Source organism: Clavibacter capsici, assembly GCF_001280205.1.
Taxonomy (GTDB): Bacteria; Actinomycetota; Actinomycetes; order Actinomycetales; family Microbacteriaceae; genus Clavibacter; species Clavibacter capsici.
Map to the genome: position 1 here is coordinate 2,800,112 of NZ_CP012573.1, position 23,258 is coordinate 2,823,369.

At 74.3% G+C, this 23,258-nt stretch carries 24 protein-coding genes and 1 riboswitch; of the genes, 14 read left to right on the plus strand and 10 right to left on the minus strand.

What is annotated here, in order from left to right; genetic code table 11:
* The first annotated feature begins 23 nt into the window (after nt 1-23).
* The 6 genes from AES38_RS13100 (at nt 24) to AES38_RS13125 (ending at nt 7,820) form a co-directional block, all read left to right on the plus strand.
* Nucleotides 24-1,520, plus strand: coding sequence for a TrbL/VirB6 family protein (locus AES38_RS13100; RefSeq protein ID WP_157883544.1), 1,497 nt, complete (start codon nt 24-26; stop codon nt 1,518-1,520).
* Between the two features lie 12 nt (nt 1,521-1,532).
* Entirely contained in the window at nt 1,533-3,041 is a 1,509-nt protein-coding gene (locus AES38_RS13105; protein WP_157883545.1) for an SCO6880 family protein, read from the plus strand.
* A 72-nt stretch (nt 3,042-3,113) separates the two neighbouring features.
* Nucleotides 3,114-4,799, plus strand: a complete 1,686-nt coding sequence (locus AES38_RS13110) for a putative type IV secretion/conjugal transfer ATPase (protein ID WP_053775339.1) — start codon at nt 3,114-3,116, stop codon at nt 4,797-4,799.
* On the plus strand, nt 4,796-6,550 hold the full coding sequence (locus AES38_RS13115) for a type IV secretory system conjugative DNA transfer family protein (RefSeq protein WP_053775340.1): 1,755 nt from the start codon (nt 4,796-4,798) through the stop codon (nt 6,548-6,550). The genes AES38_RS13110 and AES38_RS13115 overlap by 4 nt, the downstream gene beginning before the upstream one ends.
* Nucleotides 6,547-6,972: a DUF4913 domain-containing protein gene (locus AES38_RS13120; protein WP_053775341.1), complete on the plus strand. Its 426-nt coding sequence runs from the start codon at nt 6,547-6,549 to the stop codon at nt 6,970-6,972. Before AES38_RS13115 ends, AES38_RS13120 begins: the two co-directional genes overlap by 4 nt.
* Nucleotides 6,969-7,820, plus strand: coding sequence for a hypothetical protein (locus AES38_RS13125; protein ID WP_053775342.1), 852 nt, complete (start codon nt 6,969-6,971; stop codon nt 7,818-7,820). The genes AES38_RS13120 and AES38_RS13125 overlap by 4 nt, the downstream gene beginning before the upstream one ends.
* Nucleotides 7,821-7,839: 19 nt before the next feature.
* Here AES38_RS13125 and AES38_RS13130 read toward each other — a convergent pair whose 3' ends face one another.
* The 4 genes from AES38_RS13130 to AES38_RS13145 form a co-directional block, all read right to left on the minus strand.
* Nucleotides 7,840-9,087 (minus strand): PP2C family protein-serine/threonine phosphatase, encoded by a 1,248-nt coding sequence (locus tag AES38_RS13130; RefSeq protein ID WP_072174707.1) that lies wholly within the window; start codon nt 9,085-9,087, stop codon nt 7,840-7,842.
* Nucleotides 9,088-9,273: 186 nt separating this feature from the next.
* The gene (locus AES38_RS13135; RefSeq protein WP_053775344.1) at nt 9,274-10,599 is read right to left on the minus strand and encodes a PP2C family protein-serine/threonine phosphatase; all 1,326 of its coding nucleotides are present in this window, start codon (nt 10,597-10,599) and stop codon (nt 9,274-9,276) included.
* Nucleotides 10,599-11,021 (minus strand): ATP-binding protein, encoded by a 423-nt coding sequence (locus tag AES38_RS13140; RefSeq protein WP_053775345.1) that lies wholly within the window; start codon nt 11,019-11,021, stop codon nt 10,599-10,601. The genes AES38_RS13135 and AES38_RS13140 overlap by 1 nt, the downstream gene beginning before the upstream one ends.
* Nucleotides 11,014-11,352 (minus strand): STAS domain-containing protein, encoded by a 339-nt coding sequence (locus AES38_RS13145; RefSeq protein ID WP_053775346.1) that lies wholly within the window; start codon nt 11,350-11,352, stop codon nt 11,014-11,016. Before AES38_RS13145 ends, AES38_RS13140 begins: the two co-directional genes overlap by 8 nt.
* A gap of 264 nt (nt 11,353-11,616) precedes the next feature.
* Here AES38_RS13145 and AES38_RS13150 point away from each other — a divergent pair, with 264 nt between their 5' ends.
* Complete coding sequence (locus AES38_RS13150) at nt 11,617-11,976, plus strand: hypothetical protein (protein WP_053775347.1); 360 nt, start codon at nt 11,617-11,619, stop codon at nt 11,974-11,976.
* On the opposite strand, the gene AES38_RS13155 is transcribed toward AES38_RS13150, so the two are convergent.
* Nucleotides 11,973-12,605: a histidine phosphatase family protein gene (locus tag AES38_RS13155; RefSeq protein ID WP_053775348.1), complete on the minus strand. Its 633-nt coding sequence runs from the start codon at nt 12,603-12,605 to the stop codon at nt 11,973-11,975. The genes AES38_RS13150 and AES38_RS13155 overlap by 4 nt on opposite strands.
* An 89-nt stretch (nt 12,606-12,694) precedes the next feature.
* On the opposite strand from AES38_RS13155, the gene AES38_RS13160 reads away from it, so the two are divergent.
* The 4 genes from AES38_RS13160 to AES38_RS13175 all read left to right on the plus strand — a co-directional run bounded on the left by AES38_RS13160 (nt 12,695) and on the right by AES38_RS13175 (nt 15,573).
* On the plus strand, nt 12,695-13,021 hold the full coding sequence (locus tag AES38_RS13160; protein ID WP_256998820.1) for a hypothetical protein: 327 nt from the start codon (nt 12,695-12,697) through the stop codon (nt 13,019-13,021).
* Between the two features lie 49 nt (nt 13,022-13,070).
* The gene (locus AES38_RS13165) at nt 13,071-13,874 is read left to right on the plus strand and encodes a nitroreductase family protein (protein WP_053775349.1); all 804 of its coding nucleotides are present in this window, start codon (nt 13,071-13,073) and stop codon (nt 13,872-13,874) included.
* A gap of 85 nt (nt 13,875-13,959) precedes the next feature.
* Complete coding sequence (locus AES38_RS13170; RefSeq protein WP_053775350.1) at nt 13,960-14,931, plus strand: hypothetical protein; 972 nt, start codon at nt 13,960-13,962, stop codon at nt 14,929-14,931.
* 3 nt (nt 14,932-14,934) lie between these two features.
* Nucleotides 14,935-15,573 (plus strand): hypothetical protein, encoded by a 639-nt coding sequence (locus tag AES38_RS13175; RefSeq protein ID WP_157883546.1) that lies wholly within the window; start codon nt 14,935-14,937, stop codon nt 15,571-15,573.
* A gap of 16 nt (nt 15,574-15,589) precedes the next feature.
* On the opposite strand, the gene AES38_RS13180 is transcribed toward AES38_RS13175, so the two are convergent.
* The gene (locus AES38_RS13180) at nt 15,590-16,012 is read right to left on the minus strand and encodes a GNAT family N-acetyltransferase (protein ID WP_053775351.1); all 423 of its coding nucleotides are present in this window, start codon (nt 16,010-16,012) and stop codon (nt 15,590-15,592) included.
* A gap of 99 nt (nt 16,013-16,111) precedes the next feature.
* Between AES38_RS13180 and AES38_RS13185 the strand changes: the two genes are divergently transcribed.
* Genes AES38_RS13185 through AES38_RS13195 form a run of 3 tightly spaced genes read left to right on the plus strand, consistent with a single transcriptional unit; the run spans nt 16,112 to nt 19,362 of the window.
* On the plus strand, nt 16,112-17,356 hold the full coding sequence (locus AES38_RS13185) for an ice-binding family protein (protein WP_256998821.1): 1,245 nt from the start codon (nt 16,112-16,114) through the stop codon (nt 17,354-17,356).
* Between the two features lie 51 nt (nt 17,357-17,407).
* Entirely contained in the window at nt 17,408-18,379 is a 972-nt protein-coding gene (locus AES38_RS13190; RefSeq protein ID WP_053775352.1) for a carbohydrate ABC transporter permease, read from the plus strand.
* A complete protein-coding gene (locus AES38_RS13195; protein WP_053775353.1) occupies nt 18,379-19,362 on the plus strand; it encodes a carbohydrate ABC transporter permease in 984 nt (327 codons plus the stop codon). The genes AES38_RS13190 and AES38_RS13195 overlap by 1 nt, the downstream gene beginning before the upstream one ends.
* A gap of 25 nt (nt 19,363-19,387) precedes the next feature.
* Here AES38_RS13195 and AES38_RS13200 read toward each other — a convergent pair whose 3' ends face one another.
* The 4 genes from AES38_RS13200 to glpX all read right to left on the minus strand — a co-directional run bounded on the left by AES38_RS13200 (nt 19,388) and on the right by glpX (nt 23,203).
* The gene (locus AES38_RS13200; protein ID WP_043668354.1) at nt 19,388-19,711 is read right to left on the minus strand and encodes a DMT family transporter; all 324 of its coding nucleotides are present in this window, start codon (nt 19,709-19,711) and stop codon (nt 19,388-19,390) included.
* A gap of 10 nt (nt 19,712-19,721) precedes the next feature.
* Nucleotides 19,722-19,786: riboswitch (guanidine-III (ykkC-III) riboswitch) on the minus strand.
* Between the two features lie 51 nt (nt 19,787-19,837).
* Nucleotides 19,838-21,196, minus strand: a complete 1,359-nt coding sequence (locus tag AES38_RS13205) for an ABC transporter substrate-binding protein (protein ID WP_053775354.1) — start codon at nt 21,194-21,196, stop codon at nt 19,838-19,840.
* 92 nt (nt 21,197-21,288) lie between these two features.
* Nucleotides 21,289-22,194 (minus strand): alpha/beta hydrolase fold domain-containing protein, encoded by a 906-nt coding sequence (locus tag AES38_RS13210; protein WP_053775355.1) that lies wholly within the window; start codon nt 22,192-22,194, stop codon nt 21,289-21,291.
* Nucleotides 22,195-22,216: 22 nt separating this feature from the next.
* Nucleotides 22,217-23,203 (minus strand): class II fructose-bisphosphatase, encoded by a 987-nt coding sequence (gene glpX, locus AES38_RS13215; protein WP_053775356.1) that lies wholly within the window; start codon nt 23,201-23,203, stop codon nt 22,217-22,219.
* Between the last annotated feature and the right edge of the window lie 55 nt (nt 23,204-23,258).

The window sequence follows — 23,258 nt, forward strand, 5'->3', positions numbered from 1 at the left end:
CCGTCTCAGGAACGGTATCCAAAGTGGCTGGAGACACCCTCCAGCAGCTCGTGCACGACGCCGTGACGACCTACGGGAACGTCGTCGCCTCGCTCGGCACGATGTGGGTGCACGTGCCGAGCCCGCAGTTCACGAAGGGCGACTCCTCGACCGACGGCTACACGCCCAACTCGACCGTCACGAGCGACTTCGACACGCTGCTCGGGTACATCGCGTGGATCGGGCTCATCGTGGCCGTCCTCTCGATCATCGGATTCGCGATGCTCTACATGCGCGCCCGGTCGGAGGACACCGGGATGGACAGCCTGGGCCGGCTCGGCGTCGTGCTCGCCGGGGTGTTCCTCATCACCAGCGCCTCCTCGCTCGTCGCGTGGGTCATCCCGCACTCCGCTCCCGACGGATCCAGCTCGACCGTGGGCTTCCTGCAGAACTCGACCTGGTACATCGTGCTCGCCATGGCGGTGGGATCCGTGGTGCTCGCGGGCATCCGCCTCGCGTGGACGCAGCGCACGCAGCCCATCGGCGAGCTGGTCCGCTCGCTGGTCACGCTCGTGATGGTCTCGACCATCGGGCTCACGGTGATCCAGCTCGCCGTCCAGATCGGCGACGTGTTCTCGGTCGGCGTGCTCAACGCCGCCACCAGCTGCGACGTCAGCGTCGTCGAGGGCAACTGCTTCGGCCGCAACATCGCCGCGCTCATCTTCCTCACGGACCAGTCGCCGCTCGGCGCCATCGGGATCCTCATCCTCGCGCTCATCGCCGTCCTCATCACGTACGTGCAGATCGCGATGATGGTGGTCCGGTCCGCGATGCTGGTGCTGCTCGCGGGGATCCTGCCGCTCACCGCGAGCTTCACGAACACGCCGACCGGGAACCAGTGGTTCCGCAAGTCCCTCGGATGGCTCACCGCGTTCATCCTCTACAAGCCCGCCGCCGCGCTCGTCTACGCGGCCGCGTTCCGGCTCATCGGCACCGATCTGTTCGCGAAGGACGACCAGGGACCGTGGTCGATCCTCACCGGGATGGCGCTGATGCTCATCGCGCTCATCGCGCTGCCCGCGCTCATGCGGTTCATCGCGCCGATGGTCGCGCCGGCCGGCGGGGTGTCGGGCGCGGCGGTCGCGGGAGCCGTGATGGGCGGGGCCGGCGAGGCTGCCTCCGGAGCGATCAAGCAGGCCGGATCCATGGCGAGCAGGTCCAACGGCGGGGGCGGCGGCGCGGGCGGCGGAGCCGCGTCCGGACCCTCCGGCGCCGCCAACGCGAGCGCCGGCGCACGCAGCGGCACCGCGGCCAAGGGCGCGGCGGCCGGAGCCAAGGCCGGCGCCGGCGCCGGCGCGAGCGGCGCGGCAGCGGGCGGCGCAGCAGGCGGAGCGGCCGCCGCGGGAGCAGCCGTCGCGGGCCCCGTCGGGCTCGCCGCGCTCGGCGTCGCGAAGCTCGCCGAGGGCGCCAAGAAGGCCGCGCACGCCACCAAGGGCGCCGTCGAGGACGCCGCGGGAGAGGGCCCCTCGGGGGCCAGGTAGGGACACGGATCCATGAGCGCCATCGAGGGCCGCGCCACCGCGCGCACGTACGGCAACTGGCGGAAGCCGCGCACCCGCGGCGTCGGCGGGCTCGGCATGTTCCCGACGATGTTCGGGTTCGCCGGGGCCGTGATGGTCATCATCGTCGCCACCAACAAGGGACTCGTCGCCGGGGTGATCACGGCGGCGGTGTTCGCCGGCGTGCTCGCGGCGGTCGCGGTCAAGGACAAGCACGGGGAGTCGGGGATGATCCGGATCATGAACCGCGCGGGCTGGCTGTTCGCCCGCAACCGCGGCGCGCACCTCTACCGCTCGGGGCCGCTGGGCTTCGCGGAGTGGGGCACGGCGCAGCTGCCGGGCCTCGCCGCGGGATCCCGCCTCACCGAGTGGAAGGACTCCTACGGCCGGCCGTTCGCGCTGATCGAGGTGCCCTCGACGAACGACTTCACGGTCGTGCTGGGCGCGGAGCCCGACGGATCCGCGCTCGTGGACCAGGAGCAGGTCGACATCTGGGTCGCCGAGTGGGGCTCCTGGCTCGAGGCGCTCGCCGACGAGCCCGGCCTCGTCGCCGCGTCCGTCACCCTCGAGACCGCGCCGGACACCGGCACGCGGCTGGCGTCGGAGGTGCTCGGGCGCATCGACGACCGCGGATCCGAGTTCTCCAAGAGCGTGCTGCGGAAGATCGTCGCCACCTACCCGGCCGGCGCCGCGACCATCAAGGCGTACGTCGCCATCACCTTCGCGGGCGCCGCGCGCTCCGGCACCGCCCGGCGGAGCCCCGAGGAGATGGGCCGCGAGCTCGCCTACCGGCTGCCCGGCCTCACCTCGGGCCTCTCCTCCACCGGCGCGGGCGCCGCCCGGCCGCTCACGGCGCAGGACCTGTGCGAGGTGGTGCGGATCGCGTACGACCCCGCCGCCGCGATCCTCATCGACCAGGCGAACTCCGCCGGCCAGGCCACCGAGCTGTACTGGCCGGAGGTCGGGCCGACCGCGCACCAGGCCGCGTGGGACTACTACCGCCACGACTCGGCGCTCTCGGTGTCGTGGATGATGTCGCAGGCGCCGCGCGGGAACGTGGGCGAGTCGATCCTGTCGCGGCTGCTCGCGCCGCACCGGCACATCGCCCGCAAGCGCGTCACGATGCTCTACCGGCCCATCGACCCGGCGCGCGCCGCCGCCATCGTCGAGGCCGACAAGCGCGACGCCGAGTTCCTCGTGGGCTCCACCCGGAACCCCACCGGCCGGTCGCGCAAGGACGTCATCGCGGCCTTCGCCAACGAGTCCGAGGAGTCGGGCGGCGCGGGGCTCGTCAACTTCGGCATGGTCGTGACCGCGACCGTGCAGGATCCGGCCACCATCGAGGACGCGCGCGCCGCCGTCGACAGCCTCTCCGCGCAGGCCCGCATCCGCCTCCGTGTCGTGCACGGCTCGCAGGACTCCGCGTTCGCCGCGGGCCTGCCGCTCGGCCTGGTGCTGCCGCGGCACCTGGCCATCCCCCACGACATCCGGGACCAGCTGTGATCCGCCGGGCCGCCGCCCACGCCGCCGCCCCCGCCGCCGCCCGCCCGGCACCCCACCCCGAGAGGAGCCGCCGTGCCCGCGCTTGACCAGGGCTCCCGCAAGGTCGCCACCCGCCGCACCCGCAAGCTGGCGGCCGACGCGGCCCGCGCGGCATCGGAGGCGGAGGCGCGCCCCGAGGCGCCGCGCCCGACGAGGGCCGAGCGCCGCGCCCTCCGCACGACCGCCCGCGCCGAGCGGCGCCCGTCCCCGCGCGGCTGGCTCGGCCGGGCCCGCGGCGAGACCGTGCTCGTGCAGCCGGCGCCCGAGTGGCGCGGCACCACCGTGCAGGTGTGCGGCCTGTGGCCGTACGCCGTGGGATCCAGCAGCCCCATCAGCGGCGTGCCCCTCGGGCTGCACCTCGACACCGGCGCCACCGTCTGCGCCGACCCCATCTCCTGGTTCCAGTCGGGGATCATCTCGAACCCGTCGATCTTCGCCCTGGGCCTCCCCGGCCTCGGCAAGTCGACCCTCATCCGCAGGATGTGCGTCGGCGGCGACGGCATGGGCTACCTGCCGCTCGTGCTCGGCGACCTCAAGCCCGACTACGTCGACATGGTGCACGCGCTCGACGGCCAGGTCATCACGCTCGGCCGCGGCCGCGGGCACCTCAACGTGCTGGATCCGGGCGGCGCGATCGAGGCGGCCGAGCAGCTGCGCGCCGCGGGCTTCGAGCAGGAGCGGCAGCGCCTCATCGCCGACGCGCACGGGCGCCGCAACACGATGGTCTCGGCGCTGCTCACCATCCTCCGCAAGCAGGCGCCCGACGACGTGGAGGAGTCGATCATCGACGCGGCCCTCCGCGTGCTCGACGCGGAGTTCCCGGGCGTGCCCGTGCTCGCCGACCTGCTGCGCGTGATCCAGGACGCCCACCCCGCCGTGCGCGACGTGGCCGTCGACCGCGGCGACCTCGCGCGGTACCAGGAGATCACCCGCGGGCTCGAGGCGAGCCTCATCAGCCTCACGCGCGGCGGCCGGCTGGGCGAGATCTTCGCGCAGCAGACCGACGTGGCCATGCGGCACGACCGGCCGGTGGTCTACGACGTGTCGTCCATCGACGAGTCCGACACCGACCTCCAGGCCGCCGTGCTCCTCGCCTGCTGGTCGCAGGGCTTCGGCACGGTGAACGTCGCGACCGCGCTGGCCGACGCGGGGCTCCAGCCCCGCCGGCACTACCTCATCGTGATGGACGAGCTGTGGCGCGCGCTCCGCGTCGGCACGGGCATCGTCGACCGCATCGACTCGCTCACCCGCCTCAACCGGCAGCGGGGCGTGGGCCTCGCGATGATCACGCACACCATGTCCGACCTGCTGGCGCTCGCCGACGAGCAGGACCGGATGAAGGCGCGCGGCTTCGTCGAGCGCGCCGGCATGGTCGTCGCCGGCGGGCTGCCGCGCGCGGAGATGTCGATGCTCACCCAGGCGGTCGCGCTGTCGCACTCGGAGCAGGACCTCGTCATGTCGTGGCAGAACCCGCCCGGCTGGTCGCCCGACCAGGAGCCGCCGGGGCGCGGGCGGTTCCTCATCAAGGTCGGCGGGCACCCGGGGATCCCCGTGCACGTCGAGCTCACCGAGGAGGAGCGGCACATCAACGACACGAACAAGGCCTGGCACGCGACCGAGTCGTTCCCCGAGCCGGACGAGACGTCGGCCCGCCCGTCCGAGCAGCCCGCGAAGGCCGTCGACGAGGCGCTCGAGGCCGTGGAGGCGGGCGCCGCATGAGGGCCGAGCAGACGAACCGCCGCGCCGAGCCGGGGCGCGCGAACCCGGGCACGGTCATCGCGACCTGGGCGATCGGCATCGCGGCCGGGCTCCTCGCGTCGGCGTGGGCGGGGCTCGCCGCGGCGCACGCCCTCACCGGGGCGGGGGCGCCGCTGCCCGCGGATCCGCTCGCCGTCGCCATCGCGCTGAAGAAGGGCGAGGTCGCGTGGACCCCGCTCGCCGTGGTGATCGCCGTGGTCGTCGCCGCCCTGCTCACCGCCCTCGTGGTCGTCGTCGCCCGCGCGCTCCGCGGGCTCGGCCGCGGCCGCACGCGCGTCGACCGCAGCGCCCGCTACCTCGCGTCCGCGTCCGACCTCGGCGGCCTGCGCGAGCGCGCGGCCCTCGCGACGGCGGCGCGCCTCGGCGTCCCGGGCCGCCCGGGCGTGCCGCTCGGCCGCGACCTCCGCGGCGGCGGCATGCTCTACGCGTCGTGGGAGGACGTGTCCATCGGCATCGCCGGCCCGCGCGTGGGCAAGACCACCTCGCTCGTGGTGCCGGCGATCCTCGCGGCGCCCGGCGCGCTCGTCACCACGTCGAACAAGCCCGACGTCGTCCACGCCACCCGCGACCTCCGGGCGGGCGTCGGCACCACGTGGGTGTTCGACCCCCAGCAGGTCGCGGGCGAGGAGCCGACCTGGTGGTGGGATCCGCTCTCCTCCGTCGTCGACGACCAGTCCGCCGCGAAGCTCGCGGGCCACTTCGCCGCCGGATCCCGCGAGGCCGACGACCGCGGCGACGCCTTCTTCGACGCGGCCGGCAAGGACCTCCTCACGGGCCTGCTGCTCGCGGCGGCGCTCGACCGCCGTCCCATCACGGACGTGCTCGGCTGGCTCACGGATCCGGACGAGCGCGAGATGGTGGCCGTGCTCCGCCGGGGCGGCTACCCCCTCGTCGCCGACGACGTGGAGAGCGCGTCGCGCACCTCGCCCCGGCAGCGCGACGGCGTGTACGCGACCGCCCGCAAGATGGCGGCGTGCGTCCGCAGCTCGCGCGTGAACCGCTGGGTCACGCCGACGGGCGGCGACGCGGCCGCGGATCCCCGTCCCCGCCTCGACCCCGACGCCTTCGTGCGCGGCACCGACACCCTCTACTCGCTGTCGATGGAGGGCGAGGGCACGGCGGCTCCCCTGGTGACGGCGCTCACGGTCGCGATCGTCGAGGCCGGCGAGCGCCTCGCGCGCACGCAGCCGGGCGGGCGCCTCGCGACGCCGCTCCTGTGCGTGCTCGACGAGGCCGCGAACGTGTGCCGGTGGAAGGACCTGCCCGACCTGTACTCGCACCTGGGCTCCCGTGGGATCCCGGTCATGTCGATCTTCCAGTCGTACGCGCAGGGCGTCGACGTGTTCGGCCGCGAGGGCATGCGCAAGCTCTTCAGCGCCGCGAACGAGGTCGTGTACCTCGGCGGCGTGAAGGAGGCGGAGTGGCTGCGGGAGCTGTCCGAGCTCATCGGCGACTACGACCACGAGACGGTCTCCAGCTCCACGACCCGCGGCGTCCGGTCCACCAGCGTGCAGAACGACCGGCGGCGGATCCTCGACACCTCCGAGCTCGCGGAGCTGCCCCGGGGCCGCGCCGTCCTGCTCGCGTCCGGGGTGCGCGCCTCCATGATCGCGACCGTGCCCTGGATGGACGGCCCCGAGGCGCCCGTGATCCGCGCCTCCCTCGCCGCCGCCGACGCACGTGCCGTCTCCGGGTCGCGGGCGGCGTCGTGACGGAGGCGTTCGGCTGGGGCGCCGACGTCGACGCCGTCGCGTCCGCGGATCCCGTCCACGCCGACCTCGACGCGTTCGTGCGCGGGTTCCTCGCGCCCGCCTACCGCCGGGAGGTGAGCCCGCGCGGCGAGAGCCGGTGGGATCCCGAGTGGTGGCGCCACCCCGAGGCCGTCGCGCGGCTCAAGGCGCTGTGGCTCGCGTGGGAGGCGCTGCGCCTCGAGGGGGCGACCGGCATGAGCGTGTGGTGGCGGGATCACGCCGACTACCACCTCGCCGTCCTCATGGGCCCGACCGGCCCGTTCGCGCGCACGTCGGCCACAACGGAGGCCGGGGAGCCGCTGCCGTGCGCGCCGCTGCCCGTCGGGTCCCTGCCCGGCGGGTCCCGGGATCCGCTCGACCCCGCGGCGGGAGCGGCCTCGTGAAGCGCGAGGTGCCGGCCTGGTTCCGGCTGCTGCTCTGCTGGCCGGCGCTGCTCGTGCTCGGCATAGGGCTGCTCGGGCTCCTCACCGTGATCGCGCGTCCTGAGCTGCTCACCCGACCCGAGACCCTCATCCCCGGGCTCGTGCTCCTGCTCCTCTGCGTCTCGGCCGTGCGGACCCTGATCCGCGGCGCCCGTGTGCTCGCGGGCATGGTCCGCGGCGCCCGGCACGAGCTGGCCCGCCCGGCCCGCGAGGCCGCCGCAGCCGAGGACCTCGCCGCCCGGAGCGCCGCGGGGTGGGCGGAGGCGTGCCGCCTGCGGACGTCGCTGCTGCGCGGTCAGGCCCCGCCCGGGATCGCCGTCTGGGACGTCGTCGCCGAGCCCGGCGAGGTGTTCCTCTACGACGTGCAGGCCGACTACGAGCGCTACTACGGGCAGGACGTCACCTACCAGCGCTCCAGCGGCTTCCTCGTCGGGAGCCCCGCCTTCGTGGTCGCCGGGATTGCGGTCGCGGCCATCGGCGACGCGTCCCGGCGGAGCGCGGCCGAGGCGCAGGCCGCCGCGCAGTGGCGCGAGCTGCAGCCCGTCCGCCTCGTGATCTCCGACCGCCGTCTCCTCTGCCAGGCCGGCGGGCACTGGCTCTCCTTCTGGTACGCGGGCATGACCGCGGTCTACCCGGAGGTGGCCGAGTGGGCGCTCGTCTGCCAGTTCCCGGACGTCGAGCCGCTGCGCCTCCGCGGCGTCGACGCGCCCCTCGCCGCCGTGATCACGGTGCTCGGCACGCAGGGCCTCGACGCGCTGCGCGACCACCCGAGCCTGCAGGCGCTGGGGCCGGTCCCGCCGGACGCGTGAGCGCCGGGCCGGCGACTGCTCAGGCGCCGCCCGCGTAGCGCACGCACACCGCCGACACGTCGTCGCCGAGCACGCCGCGCGCGGCGGCGTCGGCAGCCGCGTCCATGATGCGGCCGACCGTCTCCGCGGCGTCCGCGGCGGTGCGCACGAGGTCGACGAGCGGGGCGACCGAGTCGAGGGATCCGTCGAAGAGGTCGAGCGCGCCGTCGGTGAAGGCGAGCAGGCGGTCGCCGGGCCGCAGCTCGCCGGACGCGGACGCCCAGGTCGCGCCGGGCACGACGCCGAGCGGCAGGCCGAGCGCCGGCAGCAGCTCGTGCGTGCCGTCCGCGCGCAGGAGCACGGTGAGCCCGTGGCCGCCGTCCACGTACGCGAACCGGCCGGTGGATCCGTCGACCCGGCAGTGCAGGAACGTCGCGAACGTCTCCGTCGCGTCGAGGTCGGACTGGAGCTGCGCCTGCACCGCGGTCACCGTGCGGGCGGCGTCCGGCCCGCGATGCGCCTGGAAGCCGGAGCGCACGGCCGACGCGAGGATCGCGGCGCCCGCGCCCTTGCCCATGACGTCGGCGATGGTGACGTGCAGCCCGTCGGCGTCCTCGCCCCAGGAGTAGAAGTCGCCGCCCACGCCGCGGGACGGGCGGCTGATGCCGGCGAGGTCGTAGTCGGGCCAGAGCGGCCGGTCCACGGGCAGGAGCCGCCGCTGGACGTCGCCCGCGAGCTCCTCGTCCCGGCTGTCGCGGAGCTCGCGCTCGACCCACGCGCCCATCTCGTCGAGGAGCGTCTCCTGCTCGGGCGCGAGCTCGCGCGGCTCGGTGTCCACGAGGCAGAGGGTGCCGACGGTCTGCCCGCCGGAGAGGAGCGGGCGGCCGGCGTAGAAGCGGATGTGGCGCGGGCCGGTGACGGTGGTGCGGTGGGCGAACCGCTCGTCCTTGGTCGCATCGGGCACCACGAGGATCTCGGGCGCGCGGATCGCGACGTCGCAGAACGACTGCGACCGGTCGGACAGCAGCGCGACGCCCGCGGGCTGCGGCGACTTCGTGAACTGCTCGGTGTCGTCGACGAGGTTGATCTCCGCGATGGGCACGTCGAACAGCTCGCGCGCGATGCGGGTGACGCGGTCGAAGCGCTCCTCCGCGGTGGATCCGACGAGCCGCAGGTCGTGCACGGCGCGCAGCCGGGCCGCCTCGGCCTCGCCGCGTGGCGGATGGGCGTCGACCGTGGCGCCGCCCGCGGGATCCGAGCCGCCCTGCCGCGCGACGGGTTCCTGCATGGCCATGTGCTTCCCCCCTGCGGATCGGGCGCCGTGCGAGTCGGACGGGGACCCGTCCGCCTCGCGATCCCCCCGGATCGCGGCGCCTGCTTCGAGTGTATGCGCCTGGTTCGGAGCCCTCCCCGGATCAGGCGGGCGCGACCGCCCGGCCCGCGTCGGACGACCGCGCGCCCCGCGCCGCCGCCCTCACGCCTCGCGGCGCAGCACCAGCACGGTCACGTCGTCCGGGTTCGCCTGCTCGGCGGCGAGCCCGGTGATCCGCTCCACCAGCTCGTCCGCCGACGACGACGCCCGCGCCAGTTCCGCCACGTGGTCCACGGCGCGGAGCGTGCCGTCGAAGAGGTCGAGCACGCCGTCGCTGAAGGTGACGATGAGGTCGCCCGGCCCGAGCGCCAGCTCGTGCGCGCCCCAGCCGCCGCCCGGGACCCCGACCGGCAGGTCCGTGGACTCGAGCCGCTCGTGCGTGCCGTCCGCGCGCACCAGCGCGGAGAGGCCGTGGCCCGCGTCCGCGTAGAGCACGGTGTGGTCCTCGGCGCGCACGCGCGCGTGGAACACCGTCGCGAAGGACGCGGCCGCGCTGAGCTCGGCGGTGAAGCAGTCGGCGGTGCGCTCGATGGCGGCGACCGGATCCGGCACGTTCTTGGCGCTGCGGACGACCGCGCGCGCGGTGGCCGCGATGATCCCGGCGCCCACGCCCTTGCCCATCACGTCGCCGAGGGTGAAGGCGAGGCCCTCCTTCACCGGGTACCAGTCGAAGAAGTCGCCGCCCACGGCCTTCGACGGCAGGCAGGCGCCCGCGACCTGGTAGCCCGGCAGCGGCACGCTGGTCGTCGGCAGGAGCGCCTGCTGCACGATGGACGCGCGGGTCATCTCCTCCTCGCTCAGCCGCTCGCGGGCGCGGGACGCCTCGAGGCTGAGCCGCGTGCGGCGGGACAGCTCGTTGACCACGAGCGCCGCGACCCCGAAGGCCAGCGCGCTGAAGAAGCCCCGCCACAGCTCGTTCGCGTTCTGCTTCCCGAGCCCCAGCAGGAGCGGGAGGCCGAGGGTGATGTAGACGCCGACGAACGCGACGAGCACGTTCCACCGGCCCGGGTTCATGCTCAGCCAGACCACGGGGAGGATCACGAGGGACCCGAACACGGACGTGTTCTCGCCCGTCCCGATCCGCAGCAGGCCGACGGCGAGGAAGTCGAGCGCGGGCACGGCGACGACGAAGCGCGCGAGGTCGCGGCGCAGGGAGACGAGGACCGCCAGGGCGGTGGCGACCGCGAGGATCCCGCAGGAGATGACGAGCGCGCGCGGCGCCGTGACCCCGAGCGACGGCACGGCGAGGCTGGTGAGCACCGCCAGCACGAACAGCACCAGCATGGGCAGCTGCTTGAGGATGGGAGTGGGTCCGGCCGCGCCGGACGTCCCCGTGCGGGCGACGGACTCCGGGATCCAGACCGCTCGGATGACCCACTCGGGCAGCGCGGGGAGGGCCAGCCGGGGGGCACGCGCGGGCGGGGTCATCAGGACGCCTCGGGCTCGATCCGGGTCCGGCGCACGCTCCACACGTTCTCGCCGTCCACCCGCTCGTAGGTCAGCTCGTCGCAGAGCATCTGCACCATGGCCAGGCCGCGGCCCGACTCGGCGTCGACGCCCGGCATCTCGCGCGGGGAGAGGCGGAAGTCGCCGGGCTCGGATCCGTCGCTCAGCCGGGCGCTCATGACGCCGTCGTCGACCGTGACGCTCACGACGCACGTGACGCCCTGCCCGTGGTCGGCGTGCTCGATCACGTTGGACGCGAGCTCGACCAGCGCGGTCTCGAAGGCCATCCGGTCGAGCGCGCCCACGTCGGGGCGGTCGTCCCAGAGTCCGGCGACGAGGTCGTGCACCGCGTCGACGTCGTCGGGCGGGGACTGGAGCCGGAGGCTGCGGGTCGTCTCAGTCACGGTAGGCCGCCTCGGCCGTGGGGGTGGAGACCAGGACGCGGTCGAGGTTGGAGAGCTGCAGCACCATCACGACCTGCGGGCCGGGCGCCGCGATGCGGAGGTCGCCGCCGGCGTCGCGCGCGGCGCGGAGGCCCGCGATGAGGGCGCCGAGCCCGGAGGAGTCGATGAACTCGACGCCGGCGAGGTCGACGAGGATCCGCGGCGGGCCCGCGTCCAGCGCGTCGTGGATGGCCTGTCTCAGCTCGGGAGCTGCGGCCATGTTGAGCAGGCCGGATGCGGTGACGACGGTGACGTCGTCCTCGCGTCGTGCGGTGGCGGTCGTGAGCGCCATGGGTCCCCCTCGGTGATGCGGTGCGGCGACGTCGACATCCCCCGATGCGGCCGTCGGACGGCGCCGGTCCCGGCGGTGCCCCGCCCGGATCCCCTGCATCCGCCGCCGACATCCTCTCATCCAACGGGCGAGGAAATACGATGGTGTCCGGGTACCGCGGCATGTCCGCGCGGCGCACCCGCCTGGCGACCGGATCGGCGTCCCGGCAGGATGCGTCTGACCCGAACCACGAGCGCGGCCGGAGCGGCCGAACGAGGAGAGAACGTGTCCACCGCACCCGAGCACCTCCCGACCGAGCGCCGGATCACGCGCCAGGCGATCGAGACCTCCGTCGCGCTCGCCTGGAACGCGGAGGGCGAGATCCGCGGGCTGCCGCCGCTCGCCTGGCAGCTCGGCGGACCGTGGGAGGGCGTGCACTTCTCCGGCGACGCGGACGCCTACGCGCCGGAGCTGCGACGCGAGGTGATCGAGGCGTGGATCGCGGGGCTCGGCCTCGCCGACGCCATCGACCCCACCGACGGCCCCCTCACGCGCCGCGGCGACGACATGGTCTGGACGGGCGCGCTCGACGAGGTCGTGTTCGAGCTGCGGTACCCGGCGGGCCCCGCCGGCGACGACGCCTAGGCGCCGGCAGCCGGCTGCTCCCGCTCGCGCCACCCGGATCCGTCGCGCTCCAGCTCGATGAGCTGCCCGTTCGCCCACACGAGCGAGCGCGTGAGCGCGGGCGACCGCCCGAGGGCCGTGAGGTAGAGCACGCGCAGCAGGTAGCCGTGGGCGACCACGAGGGTGGTGCGCGGATCCGCCGCCACGTCGTCGAGGACCGCGCGCGCCCGCACGGCCGCCGCCGCCCACGTCTCGCCGCCGCCGGGCGCCGCGGGCTCGCCGTCGTCGCCCGTGAGCCACGCCGCGAACGCCGCGCCGTGCACGGGCCCGCGCAGCTCGTCGCGCGTGATCCCCTCGAAGCCGCCGAAGTCGAGCTCCACCAGCTCGGCGCGCGGCTCGGGCACGACGCCCGGCGCGACGCCCTGCTCCTGCAGGATCCGCGCGGTGCTGCGGGCGCGCACGAGCGTGCTCACGAGGATCCGCTCCACGCCCTCCCCGCGCAGCCGCGCCGCGAGAGGCGCCAGCTGCTCGGCCGCGTCGTCGCCCACGTCGACGTCGGTGCGGGAGTTGTACCGGTACTCCCGGTTCCAGGGCGTCTGCGCGTGCCGGGTGAGGAGCAGGCGCGCGGGCGCGGCCGGGGGTGTCTGCATGCGTCCATCCAACCCGGATCTCACCCGCGGCTGTGCGGCGTCGCCGCGGGCCGTCCGTCGCGCCGCACCCCGGACTAGCGTCGCAGGGGATGACCAGGAGCCGGACCCGCGCCGCCCCGCCCGCCGTCCGCGTCGCCCTCGCCGCGGCGAGCGCGGCGTACCTCGTGAACTGCGCCATCGGGATCGCGGCGGCCACGCGGATCCTCCCGCCCCGGCCCGAGCTGCGCCTCCACCACCGCGCCTACGTGCTGACGAGCGCCCTCACCGCCGTCGCGCTCGCGTCGCCGCTCTGGGCCGGAGCCGCCGCGCGCCCCGCCGCCGTCCGTGCCGCCCTCCGGCTCGCCCCCGCCCTGATCCCGCTCGCCGCGCTCCCCGCGTCGGCACCCGCACCCGCCGGCATCCCGCCGTCGCCCTGACCGCCGCCCCCTGGTACGCCTGGGGCACCCTCACCGCCTGGAGAGACCCATGGAGTTCCTCGACGTCCTGCGCGCCCGCAAGACCACCAACGGGGCGTTCCTGCCCGACCCGGTGAGCGAGGAGCACCAGCGGCTCCTCATGGAGGTCGCCGGCCGCGCGCCCTCGCAGCTCAACAGCCAGCCGTGGCGCTTCGTCCTCGTGGAGGAGCGCGACACCATCGAGCGGATCGCCGACATCAGCGGCGAGAGCATGACCGAGACGATGTCGAACGGCACCTTCTTCGAGCGCTACAAGCACCACTTCCGCTTCTCGCAGGAGGAGATGGACCGGCGCCGCGACGGGATGCTCTTCGACAAGCTGCCCGCGCCGCTGCGGCCGTTCACCAAGCAGGCGTTCACGCCGCGCGGGCAGGGCCTCATGAACGCGCTGCGGGTCCCGCAGACCCTCGGCCGCGAGAACCGCCGGCTCGTCGCGGGCAGCCCGCTGCTCGTCGGCGTGATGCTCGACCGCGCGGAGGAGCGGCCCGAGTCCCTCGCGTCGTTCTACTCGACGTTCTCGATGGGCGCCGCGATGGAGAACCTGTGGCTCACGACGGGCGCGATCGGCATGGGGATCCAGTTCATCTCGTTCCCCATGGAGATCCGCGCGCAGTGGGCCCGCGTCGAGGAGCTGCTGCGCGTGCCGCCGGAGCTCCAGCTCATGGCCGTGTACCGGCTCGGCTACCTGCCGCCCGAGGCCCGCCGCCCCGCGATCGACTGGTCGAGTCGCGAGCGCAAGCGCCCGTCGCAGTACGTCTTCCGCGGCACGTGCGACACCCCGCAGGAGGGGTGGGACGAGCCGGCGCCGAGCTGATCCGTCCGCCCGCGCGCCTCGTTCTGGGGGCGGGCGCCGGCGCCGAGCGGGGCAGCGGCGGGATCCGCGCCCGTAGGGTCGGAGCATGGCCAGCGGCGCGTGGGTGCGCATCCCGTCCCCGAGCACGCGGCAGCGCTGGCTCCTCACGTTCGGATCGCTCGCGATCGTCTCCCTCTTCCTCTGGACACCCGTGGGCGGCCTGACGCGCGTCGTCGACGAAGCCGTGGGCCCGTCGCCGGTCATCCGGGTGGGCCTGCCGATCCTGCTGGCACTCGCGGTCCTCGGCATCGCGTACCTCATCGTCGCCGAGCGCACGCAGCCGCCCGCGATCGACGTGGCGCGCGGCGTCCTCCGCATTGGTCGCAAGGAGTGGGGTTTCCCGGAGATCACGGGCGCCCGGATCGAGCTGACCGGCGGGGAGGGGGACGACACCCTCGTGCTGCGCTTCACCACGACCGGTGGAGAGAGCTGCAGCGTCGTGGTCTCCACGCGAGAGGGCGTGCGGCTCGCCGACGACCAGCGGGACGCTCTCCTCGCCGCCATCCACGGATCCCGCATCGCACCGCCCCGCTCGAAGGACGACCCGCACGGCCGCTTCGCGCACGTCGAGTTCCCCGGCCACCTGACTCTCGAGGACGCCGCCGCGCTCGTCGACGGCAGCGGGACCGCGGACCCGACAGCCGCCCTCGCCGGGCGGGGGCTCGGGTCGGGCTCGCGCAACGTCCACCGTGCCGGGACGACGCCCCGCATCCCGCGGCAGAGCGCCCGATCCCAGTACGTCATCGCCGCCTTCGCGATCCTCCTCGGGCTCGGTGCGACCGTCGTCTCGGTGTTCCATCCGGACGTGCTCTTCGGCCGCCAGGACATCCCGGTGCTCGGCATCGCCCTGGTCATGCTGCCGGGCGGGATCGCGTACGCGTTCATCATCCGCCGCGACGCCCGCCGTGCGGCCGCGCAGCGCGCCGCCGTCGACGCGGCCCGCGCGGAGGCCGAGCGCGAGGGGTCCGCCGAGTCCGCCGAAGCGCGCGACCCCGCCCGCCCCGCCGACGGGAGCTGACGCGTGGCCGACGACGGGTGGGTGCGGATCCCGCCGCCGACCTACCGGCAGCGCCTGGTCATCGGCGGCTTCTGGACGCTCGCCGTCGCGTACGTCGGCGGCAACCTCTTCGTCACGCTCGGCCGACACCTCGAGGATGCGCTCGGCGGCGGCATCCTCACGGTCATCGCCACGGTGGCTGTCGGCCTCGTGATCGCCCAGTCGCTGGTGATCCTGCTCGTCACGCGCGCGTCACCCGCGCTGGACATCCACGCGACTCGCGGCGTCATCCGCCCGCGCGGTCGGGTGCGGCCGTTCGCGGACCTCGTCGGAGCGCTCGTGGAGCAGCCCGCGATCCCCCCGGAATCCCGCTACGACAAGCCGCGCACGCGCCCGGCCCGCGACCCGCTCTCCCTCCGCCTCGACCTCGCCGGGGGCGGCCGATTCCGCGTCGTGCTCGCGATCGGCCCCACCACGACCATCACGCCCGAGCGCGCCGAGGCGCTGATCGCGGCCGTCCGCGGCTCCCGCATCCAGCCGCCCACGGCGTCCTACGACCCCGACGGCCGCTTCACCCACCTCAACTTCCCCGGGCGCCTCGACATCCCCGACACGATCCGCCTGATCGAGGACCCGCAGCGCGCCCGCGCCCAGCTCCGCTGACCGGAGCGCCGATCCGTCACACTCGCCGCGAGAACGCCGCCAGCCCCTGCTCCGCGTGCGGCGCGAAGCCGAGGGATCGGTAGAAGGGGTGCGAGCGGTCGCCGTCCTCGGTGCCGCCCGCGTCGGTGGTGAGCACGAGGAGCACGCCCGCGGGCTGGCTCGCGCGCACGTGCTCGAGGAGGGCGCGGCCGATCCCGGCGCGCTGCCGGTCGGGCCGCACGAGGAGGTCCTGCACGTAGCAGATCGAGACGCCGTCGCCCACGGCGCGCACCAGGCCGACGAGCCGGCCGTCGTCGTCGCGTGCGGTGGCGACGAGGGCGGATCCGGCGAGCGCGCGCTCGAGCCGCTCCGGGTCCCCCGTGTAGACGGTCCAGCCCACGGACTCGTAGAGGTCGAGCAGCTCGTCGCGGGCGGGGATCTCGGAGGCGACGGGGATCACCCCGACACCGTATCGGCCTGTGCACTCGGCGCACGGGCGATGACCGCGCGTCGATACGGTCGCGGTTCCACCCGCCATCCCCTCCGACGAGAGCAGTCCATGCACCAGTCGCGCCATGCCCGCACGTCCTCGTCCTCGTCCTCGTCCCGCCGGAGCCGATCCGGATCCCTCGCGGTCGCCTCGCTCGCCGTCGCCGCCATCGCCACCGGCGGCCTCGGCGCCGCCCTCCTCGCTCCGGCCAGCGCCTTCGCCGCCACGGCCACGGTCGGCCTCGGCACCGCCGCCTCGTACTCGGTGCTCGCCGGCCAGGGCGTCACCAACACCGGCCCCACCACCCTCGCGGCCGACCTCGGCACCAGCCCGTCCGCCGCCATCTCGGGCTTCCCGCCGGGCGTCGTGAGCGGGGCCACGCACGCGGCCGACGCCGCAGCCGGCCAGGCACAGGCCGACCTCACCACCGCGTACGACGACGCCGCCGGCCGGCCCACGACCGCGGCCGTGCCCGCCGACCTCGTCGGATCCACCCTCACGCCGGGCGTCTACACGGCAGCCGGCCCGCTCGGCCTCACCGGCACCGTCACGCTCGACGCGCAGGGCGACCCGGCGGCCGTCTTCGTCATCCAGGCCCCGTCGTCGCTCACCACCGGCTCCGGCAGCCGGGTGTCGCTCGTCAACGGCGCCCAGGCCTGCAACGTGTTCTGGCAGGTCTCCAGCTCGGCCACGATCGGCACGGGCTCCGGCTTCGCGGGCACGATCCTCGCGCTCACCTCGGTGTCCGTCGGCACGGGCGCCACGGTCGACGGCCGCGCGCTCGCCCGCAACGGGGCCGTCACCCTCGACGACGACGCGTTCATCGCCTCCACCTGCGGCACCACCACGTCGCCCGTCGGCTCCGGCACCACGCCCGTCGTCACCCCGACGCCGGCGCCCTCGGCATCGCCCGCCCCTCGCCCACCCCGCCCGCGGGATCCACGCCCGCCCCGTCGCCGACGCCGCCCGCGGGATCCACGCCGTCGCCGACGCCCACCGCGGACGTCCCCGGCGGCACCACGCCGCCCGGCAGCACGCCTCCCGGTGACGTGCCGCCCGCGCACCCCCGCCTCCCGCGCACGGGCGGCGACGGCGCGCGCCTCGTCATCGAGCTCGCCCTCGGCGCGGCGGCCCTCGCGGCCGGCGTCGTCGCGGTCATCGCGGTGCGCACCCGACGACGACGCCGCTGATCCCCCTGCACCCCCGGACGCCCGCGCTCCTCGAGCGCGGGCGTCCGTGCGTCCGGGCCCGCCGCCGACGCCCGCCGGACAGGCGCCGGATCCGGCCCCGGACGCGGAGGAGAAGCGGTTGTAGGGTCGGCACGAGGAGCGAGGACGCTCCCCTCCCGAGTCGACGAGGACCCGAATGACCACGACGAGCCGCCCGCCGCGCAGCGCCTCCGCCCCCGCCCCCGCCGGTCGGCCGCCGCGTCCCCGCCGCTCCCGCATGGCCCGCCGCGAGGCCGTGGCCGGCTACCTCTTCATCAGCCCGTGGATCATCGGCTTCCTCGTCTTCACGCTCGGCGCGATGGTCTACAGCCTCGTGGTGTCGTTCAGCGACTACAACCTCGCCACCGACGTGGCCACCCCGGTGGGCACGGAGAACTACGAGCGCCTGTTCTCGGATCCGCGCGTCGCCCTGAGCCTCGGCAACACGCTCTTCTACGCGATCCTCGCCGTGCCGTTCGAGGTCTGCCTCGCGCTCCTGCTCGCGATCCTCCTCGCCCGTCTCGGCCGAGCCGCCGGCATCTTCCGCACGCTCTACTACCTGCCGAAGATGACCCCCACGGTCGCCACCGCGAGCGTCTTCCTGCTGCTCCTCAACGGCAACACGGGCGCGGTCAACAAGGGGCTCGAGGCGATCGGCATCGACGGCCCGCAGTGGCTCATCGACCCCGACTGGGTGAAGCCCTCCATCGTCCTCATGACGCTGTGGGGCGTGAGCGGCACCATGGTGATCTTCCTCGCGGCCCTCAAGGACGTCCCGCGCGAGCTCTACGAGGTCTCCTCCCTCGACGGCGCCGGCCCCGTGCGGCAGTTCTTCGCGATCACCGTGCCGATGATCTCCGGCGCGATCTTCTTCAACGTCGTCGTGCTCACCATCGCCGCGCTGCAGGTCTTCGACCAGGCCTACCTGCTGTTCTGGCGCGACCAGACGAACGCGTCCCCGGACTCGTCGCTGTTCTACGGCGTGTACCTGTTCCAGCAGGCGTTCCGCTCGTTCGACTTCGGGTTCGCGGCCGCGATGGCCTGGCTGCTGTTCGTGATCGTGCTGCTCATCACCCTCGTGCAGGTGAAGCTGAGCAACCGGTTCGTCTACTACGAGGGGGACCGCTGATGGCCGTCACCGACCGCACGCCGGACGCCGCCGCGACGCCCGCCGCCGCCACCGGGGATCCGCGCCTCGCGGCCGCCCTCACGCCGCTGCCGTCGCGGGATCCGTCGCCCGGGCGCCGCGACCCCGACCGCACCCGCCGGGTCCGCTCCCGCATCGGCCGCGCCCTCATCACGGCGCTGCTCGTCGGCTTCGCGCTCCTGTTCCTCTACCCGTTCGCCTGGCTGTTCGCCGCGAGCCTCAAGCCGCGCGGCGAGGTCTTCGACAACTCGCTCTGGCCGCGCACCTTCACGCCGCAGAACTACGTGGAGGTGTGGGAGCAGCTGCCGCTCCTCGGCTGGATGGGCAACAGCCTCGCCATCGCGCTGCTCTCCGCGGCGCTCGTCTCGATCTCGAGCGCGCTGGTGGCGTTCGGGTTCGCGTACTTCCGGTTCCCGGGGCGCCGGATCCTGTTCGGCCTGGTGCTCGCGACGATGATGCTGCCGGGCGCCGTCACGATGGTGCCGCAGTTCCTCATCTGGAAGAACCTCGGGCTCATCGGCACGTGGATCCCGCTGTTCGGCATGAACCTGTTCGGCTCGGCCTTCTACATCTTCCTGCAGCGCCAGTTCTTCCTCGGGCTGCCCAGGGAGCTGTTCGAGGCGGCCCGGCTCGACGGCGCCAGCTACTTCGGGATGTTCCGGCGGATCGCGCTGCCGCTGTCGATCCCGTCGTTCGTCATCATCTTCATCTTCGAGTTCCAGGCCAGCTGGAACAACCTGCAGGCGTCGCTCATCTACCTGAACGCCGGCAGCGTCGAGGGCTTCACCGTCCCGCTCGGCCTCTCCTACGCGATGACCGCGTTCAGCCCGACCAACGGCGGCCAGGGCGACTACCAGCTCGTGATGGTCGCGGCGCTCCTCGTGACCCTGCCGATGCTCGTGCTCTTCGCGTTCGGCCAGCGCTACTTCGTGGAGGGCATCGCGACGCAGGGGCGGAAGGGCTGATCCGGCCGGGCCGAGCCGCTCGGGCTCAGTGCCCGGTGTCGACGAGCTTCAGGCCGATGACGCAGCCGACGAGGCCGAGCAGCAGCAGGATCTTCACGACGCTCGCGGGCTCGGATCCGGTGACGATGGCGTAGGTCACGGTGAGCGACGCGCCGATGCCGACCCACACGGCGTAGGCGGTGCCGGTGCTGATCTCGCGCATGGCGTAGGCGAGCCCGACCATGCTCGCGACGACGGCGACGCCGAAGACGATCGACGGCCCGAGCTTGGTGAACCCGGCGGACTTCCCGAGCGCGGTGGCCCAGACGGCCTCGAGCACCCCGGACACGATGAGGACGATCCACGACATGGCGACTTCTCCTGGCCAGTCTTGTCGCGTTCCGGGTACTGATCCGTCGTCCGGGAGCGCGGGAGGGCGCTCGGGTACCACGGTACCCGAGCGCCCTGCGCACCGCCTGCGCGGTTCAGCCGCGGATCAGCGCGCGGCCTGCTCGTACGCCCGCGTGGCCGCGGTCTGCGCGTCGCCGAGCGCCTGCTCGGGCGTCTTGTCGCCGAGGAGCGTCGAGGCGACCGCGTTCTGGAGCTCGCTCTGGATCTGCTGCCCCGCGGGCGATCCGCCGATCGAGCGGCCCGCGTCCACCACGTCGTAGTACGTCGCGATGGCCTGGTCGATGCCGTCGTCGCCGCTCGGGACGACGTGGGCGTCGCGGACGGCCTGGTCGGCGGCCGGGGATCCCGTGAAGAGGCCCGTGTAGATGCCGCCGTTCTCGGCGACGGTCTCGGCGCGGACGTCGCCCGCCGCCTCCCACGACTCCCGGCTGGTGAGGTCGAGCATCCACGCGCACGCGGCGTCCTTGTTCGCGGCGCCCGCGGGGATCACGAACGCGGATCCGCCGGCCACCGAGAAGGGCTCGCCGTCGCGGTCGCGGAAGGGCACCGCCGAGATGTCGATGTCGTCGCGGTAGGGCGCGACCACGTTGAGGTACCACTGGGCGTCGATCTGCGCGCCCACCTGGTCCTTCACGAACTGGTTGCCGTCGCCGAACGTGTCGAACGCGTCGCTGAAGCTCTTGCCCTTGGCGTAGCCGCCCTGCGCGTCGGACAGCCGCTTCAGGAACTCGAGGCCGGGGAGGTTGGACGCGTCGTCGAGCGTGGGCTTCCCCTCGTCGTCGACGAGCTGGCCGCCGAAGCCGAGCATCCAGAGCGCGGCCTGGCTGGTGGGCACGGCGTCGAGGCCGAGCACGGCGGGATCGCCGCCGGACTCGCGGTAGACCTTGCCGACCGCATCGAGCAGCTGGTCGGGCTTCGAGGTGTCGAACTGGTCGGCCGTGACGCCGGCCGCGGAGAGCACGCGCTCGTTGAGCAGGATCGCCGGCGGCTGGAAGAACTGCGGCACGGCCCAGATCGCGTCGTCGTAGCGGATGTCGTTCGTGACGGACTCGTAGAAGCGCTCATCCGGGTCCACGCCGTTGACGGAGTAGCACTCGTCGAGCGGCAGGATCAGGTCCTGCGCCGCGTAGGTGGCCACGAACTGGCGGTCCATCTGCACGACGTCGGGCGTCTGGCCGCTCGCGACGCGGGTGGTGAACTTCTGCGCGTCGAACGCGGTGGAGTCGAGGTCGATCGTGACGCCGGAGAGCGCGTCCGCCGCGTGCTGCAGGCGGGCCTTGCCCACGTCGTCCGCGCCGTCGAACGCCCAGGCCCGGAGCGTCCCCGTGGCCTCCTTCGTGAAGGAGGCGTCGGCGGCGCCCGAGCCGCCGGATCCGCATCCCGCGAGGAGCGTGGCCGTGGCCGCCGCCGCGATCACCGCGAGCGTCCTGTGTGTCCTGGTCATGGGGGTCCCTCCGCGAGCACCGGGCCTCGTCGCCCGTCCCTCGAACGTACGCCGGTTCTCCTCCCGCGATCCGGGCGGCGGCGCGGGACGCGTCAGGCGACGAGCAGCTCCACCATCGCGTCGCGCGCGCGGGCGCCCTCGGGGATGGGCATGAGCGCGTACACGTGCAGGAGGTTCGGCTCGACGTGGATCCGCACCGGGTGCCCGACCGCGGCCGCCTTCCGCTCGAGGGCGCGCGCGTCCGCGAAGAGGATGTCGTGCGTGCCGGTGAACACCGTGATGCGGCCGAGGCCCGCGAGCGAGCCGTGGATCGGGCTGACCCGCGGATCCTCCACGGGCAGGTCGCCGCGCCACGACCCCACGGCGGCGCGCATGCCGTCGACCGCGAGCCACGGGTCGGTCGGCTGGATGCGCGCGATGAGCGGATCCGTGAACGACAGGTCGAGCGCGGGCGAGAGGAGCACCACGTCGCGGGGCGCGGGCACGCCGCGGTCGCGCAGCTCCATGGCCGTCGACAGCGCGATCTGGCCGCCGGCCGAGTCGCCCATCAGCGTGACGTTCCCCGCGCCCGCCTCGGCGACGAGCGCCTCCGCGAGGTCCGCCGTGCGCGCGACGACGTCGGCCGCCGTGCCGCTCGGGACCAGCGGGTAGATGGGCACCGTGAACCGCGTGCCGGTGCGGCGGGCGAGCCCCGCGACGAGCCACCAGTGGAACGGCGAGATCTCGTGGGTCCAGCCGCCGCCGTGCGCGTACAGGGCGCGGCGGCGAGTGGCGGGGCCCGCGGGCGCGACCTCGTAGACGTGCCAGCCGCCCTCGATCCGGGCGGTCACGCGCACGCCGCGGAGCAGCGGCGGCGGCGCGAACCCGCCCGGGCGCAGCAGGCGCCGCCCGGCGCGCCGCATCGTGCGGTCGGGCGACGAGAACTCGCCCTGCCCGCCGACGAGCCCGATCACCGGCGGGGCGAGGCGGGAGAGGAGGCTGCGGCGGGTGCGCGTCATGGCGGAGGAGGAGCGGATCGGGTCAGGCCGCGGGGCTGTACCACTTGGAGACGAGGTGGTCGGCCTCGACGCGGCGGATGGTGCCGGAGTGGGAGCGGAGCACGATGCTCGAGGTGCGGATCATGCCGCGGTGGCGGGTGACGCCCGCGACGAGCGCGCCGTCGGTGACGCCGGTCGCGACGAAGTACGCGTTGTCGCCGGTGACGAGGTCGTCCTGGTCGAGGATCCGGTCGAGGTCGTGGCCCGCGTCGATCGCCCGCTGCCTCTCGGCGTCGTCCTTGGGGGCGAGGCGCGAGAGGAGCACGCCGCCGAGCGCCTTGATCGCGCACGCCGTGATGATGCCCTCGGGGGTGCCGCCGATGCCGACGCACATGTCGATGCGCGAGTCGGGACGGGCCGCGTTGATGCCGCCGGCGACGTCGCCGTCGAGGAGCAGCCGGGTGGAGGCGCCGGCCGCGCGGATCTGCGCGATGAGTTCGGCGTGACGCGGCCGGTCGAGCACGGCGACCTGCATGTCCTCGACCGCGAGGCCCTTGGCCTCGGCGAGCGCGCGGATGTTGTCGCCGATGGGGCGGTCGAGGTCGACCACGCCGCGGCCCTCGGGGCCGGTGACGAGCTTGTCCATGTAGAAGACGGCGGACGGGTCGAACATGCTGCCGCGGTCGCTCACCGCGATGACCGAGAGGGCGTTCATGCGGCCGGCGGCGGTGAGGCTCGTGCCGTCGATGGGATCCACCGCGATGTCGCACGCGGGGCCGAAGCCGTTGCCGACGTGCTCGCCGTTGAAGAGCATGGGCGCCTCGTCCTTCTCGCCCTCGCCGATGACGACGAGGCCGTCGAAGGCGACGGTGCCGAGGAACTTGCGCATCGCGTCGACCGCGGCGCCGTCGGCGGCGTTCTTGTCGCCCTTGCCGATGAAGGGGGCGGAGCGGATGGCCGCGGCCTCGGTGGCTCGGACGAGCTCCATCCCGAGGTTGCGATCCGGATTCGAGTAGTTCTCCTCGGTCATGTGGGGTCCTCCCGTAGAGACGTGCGCGGGCGGCTCCATCGACTCCGCAGGTGCG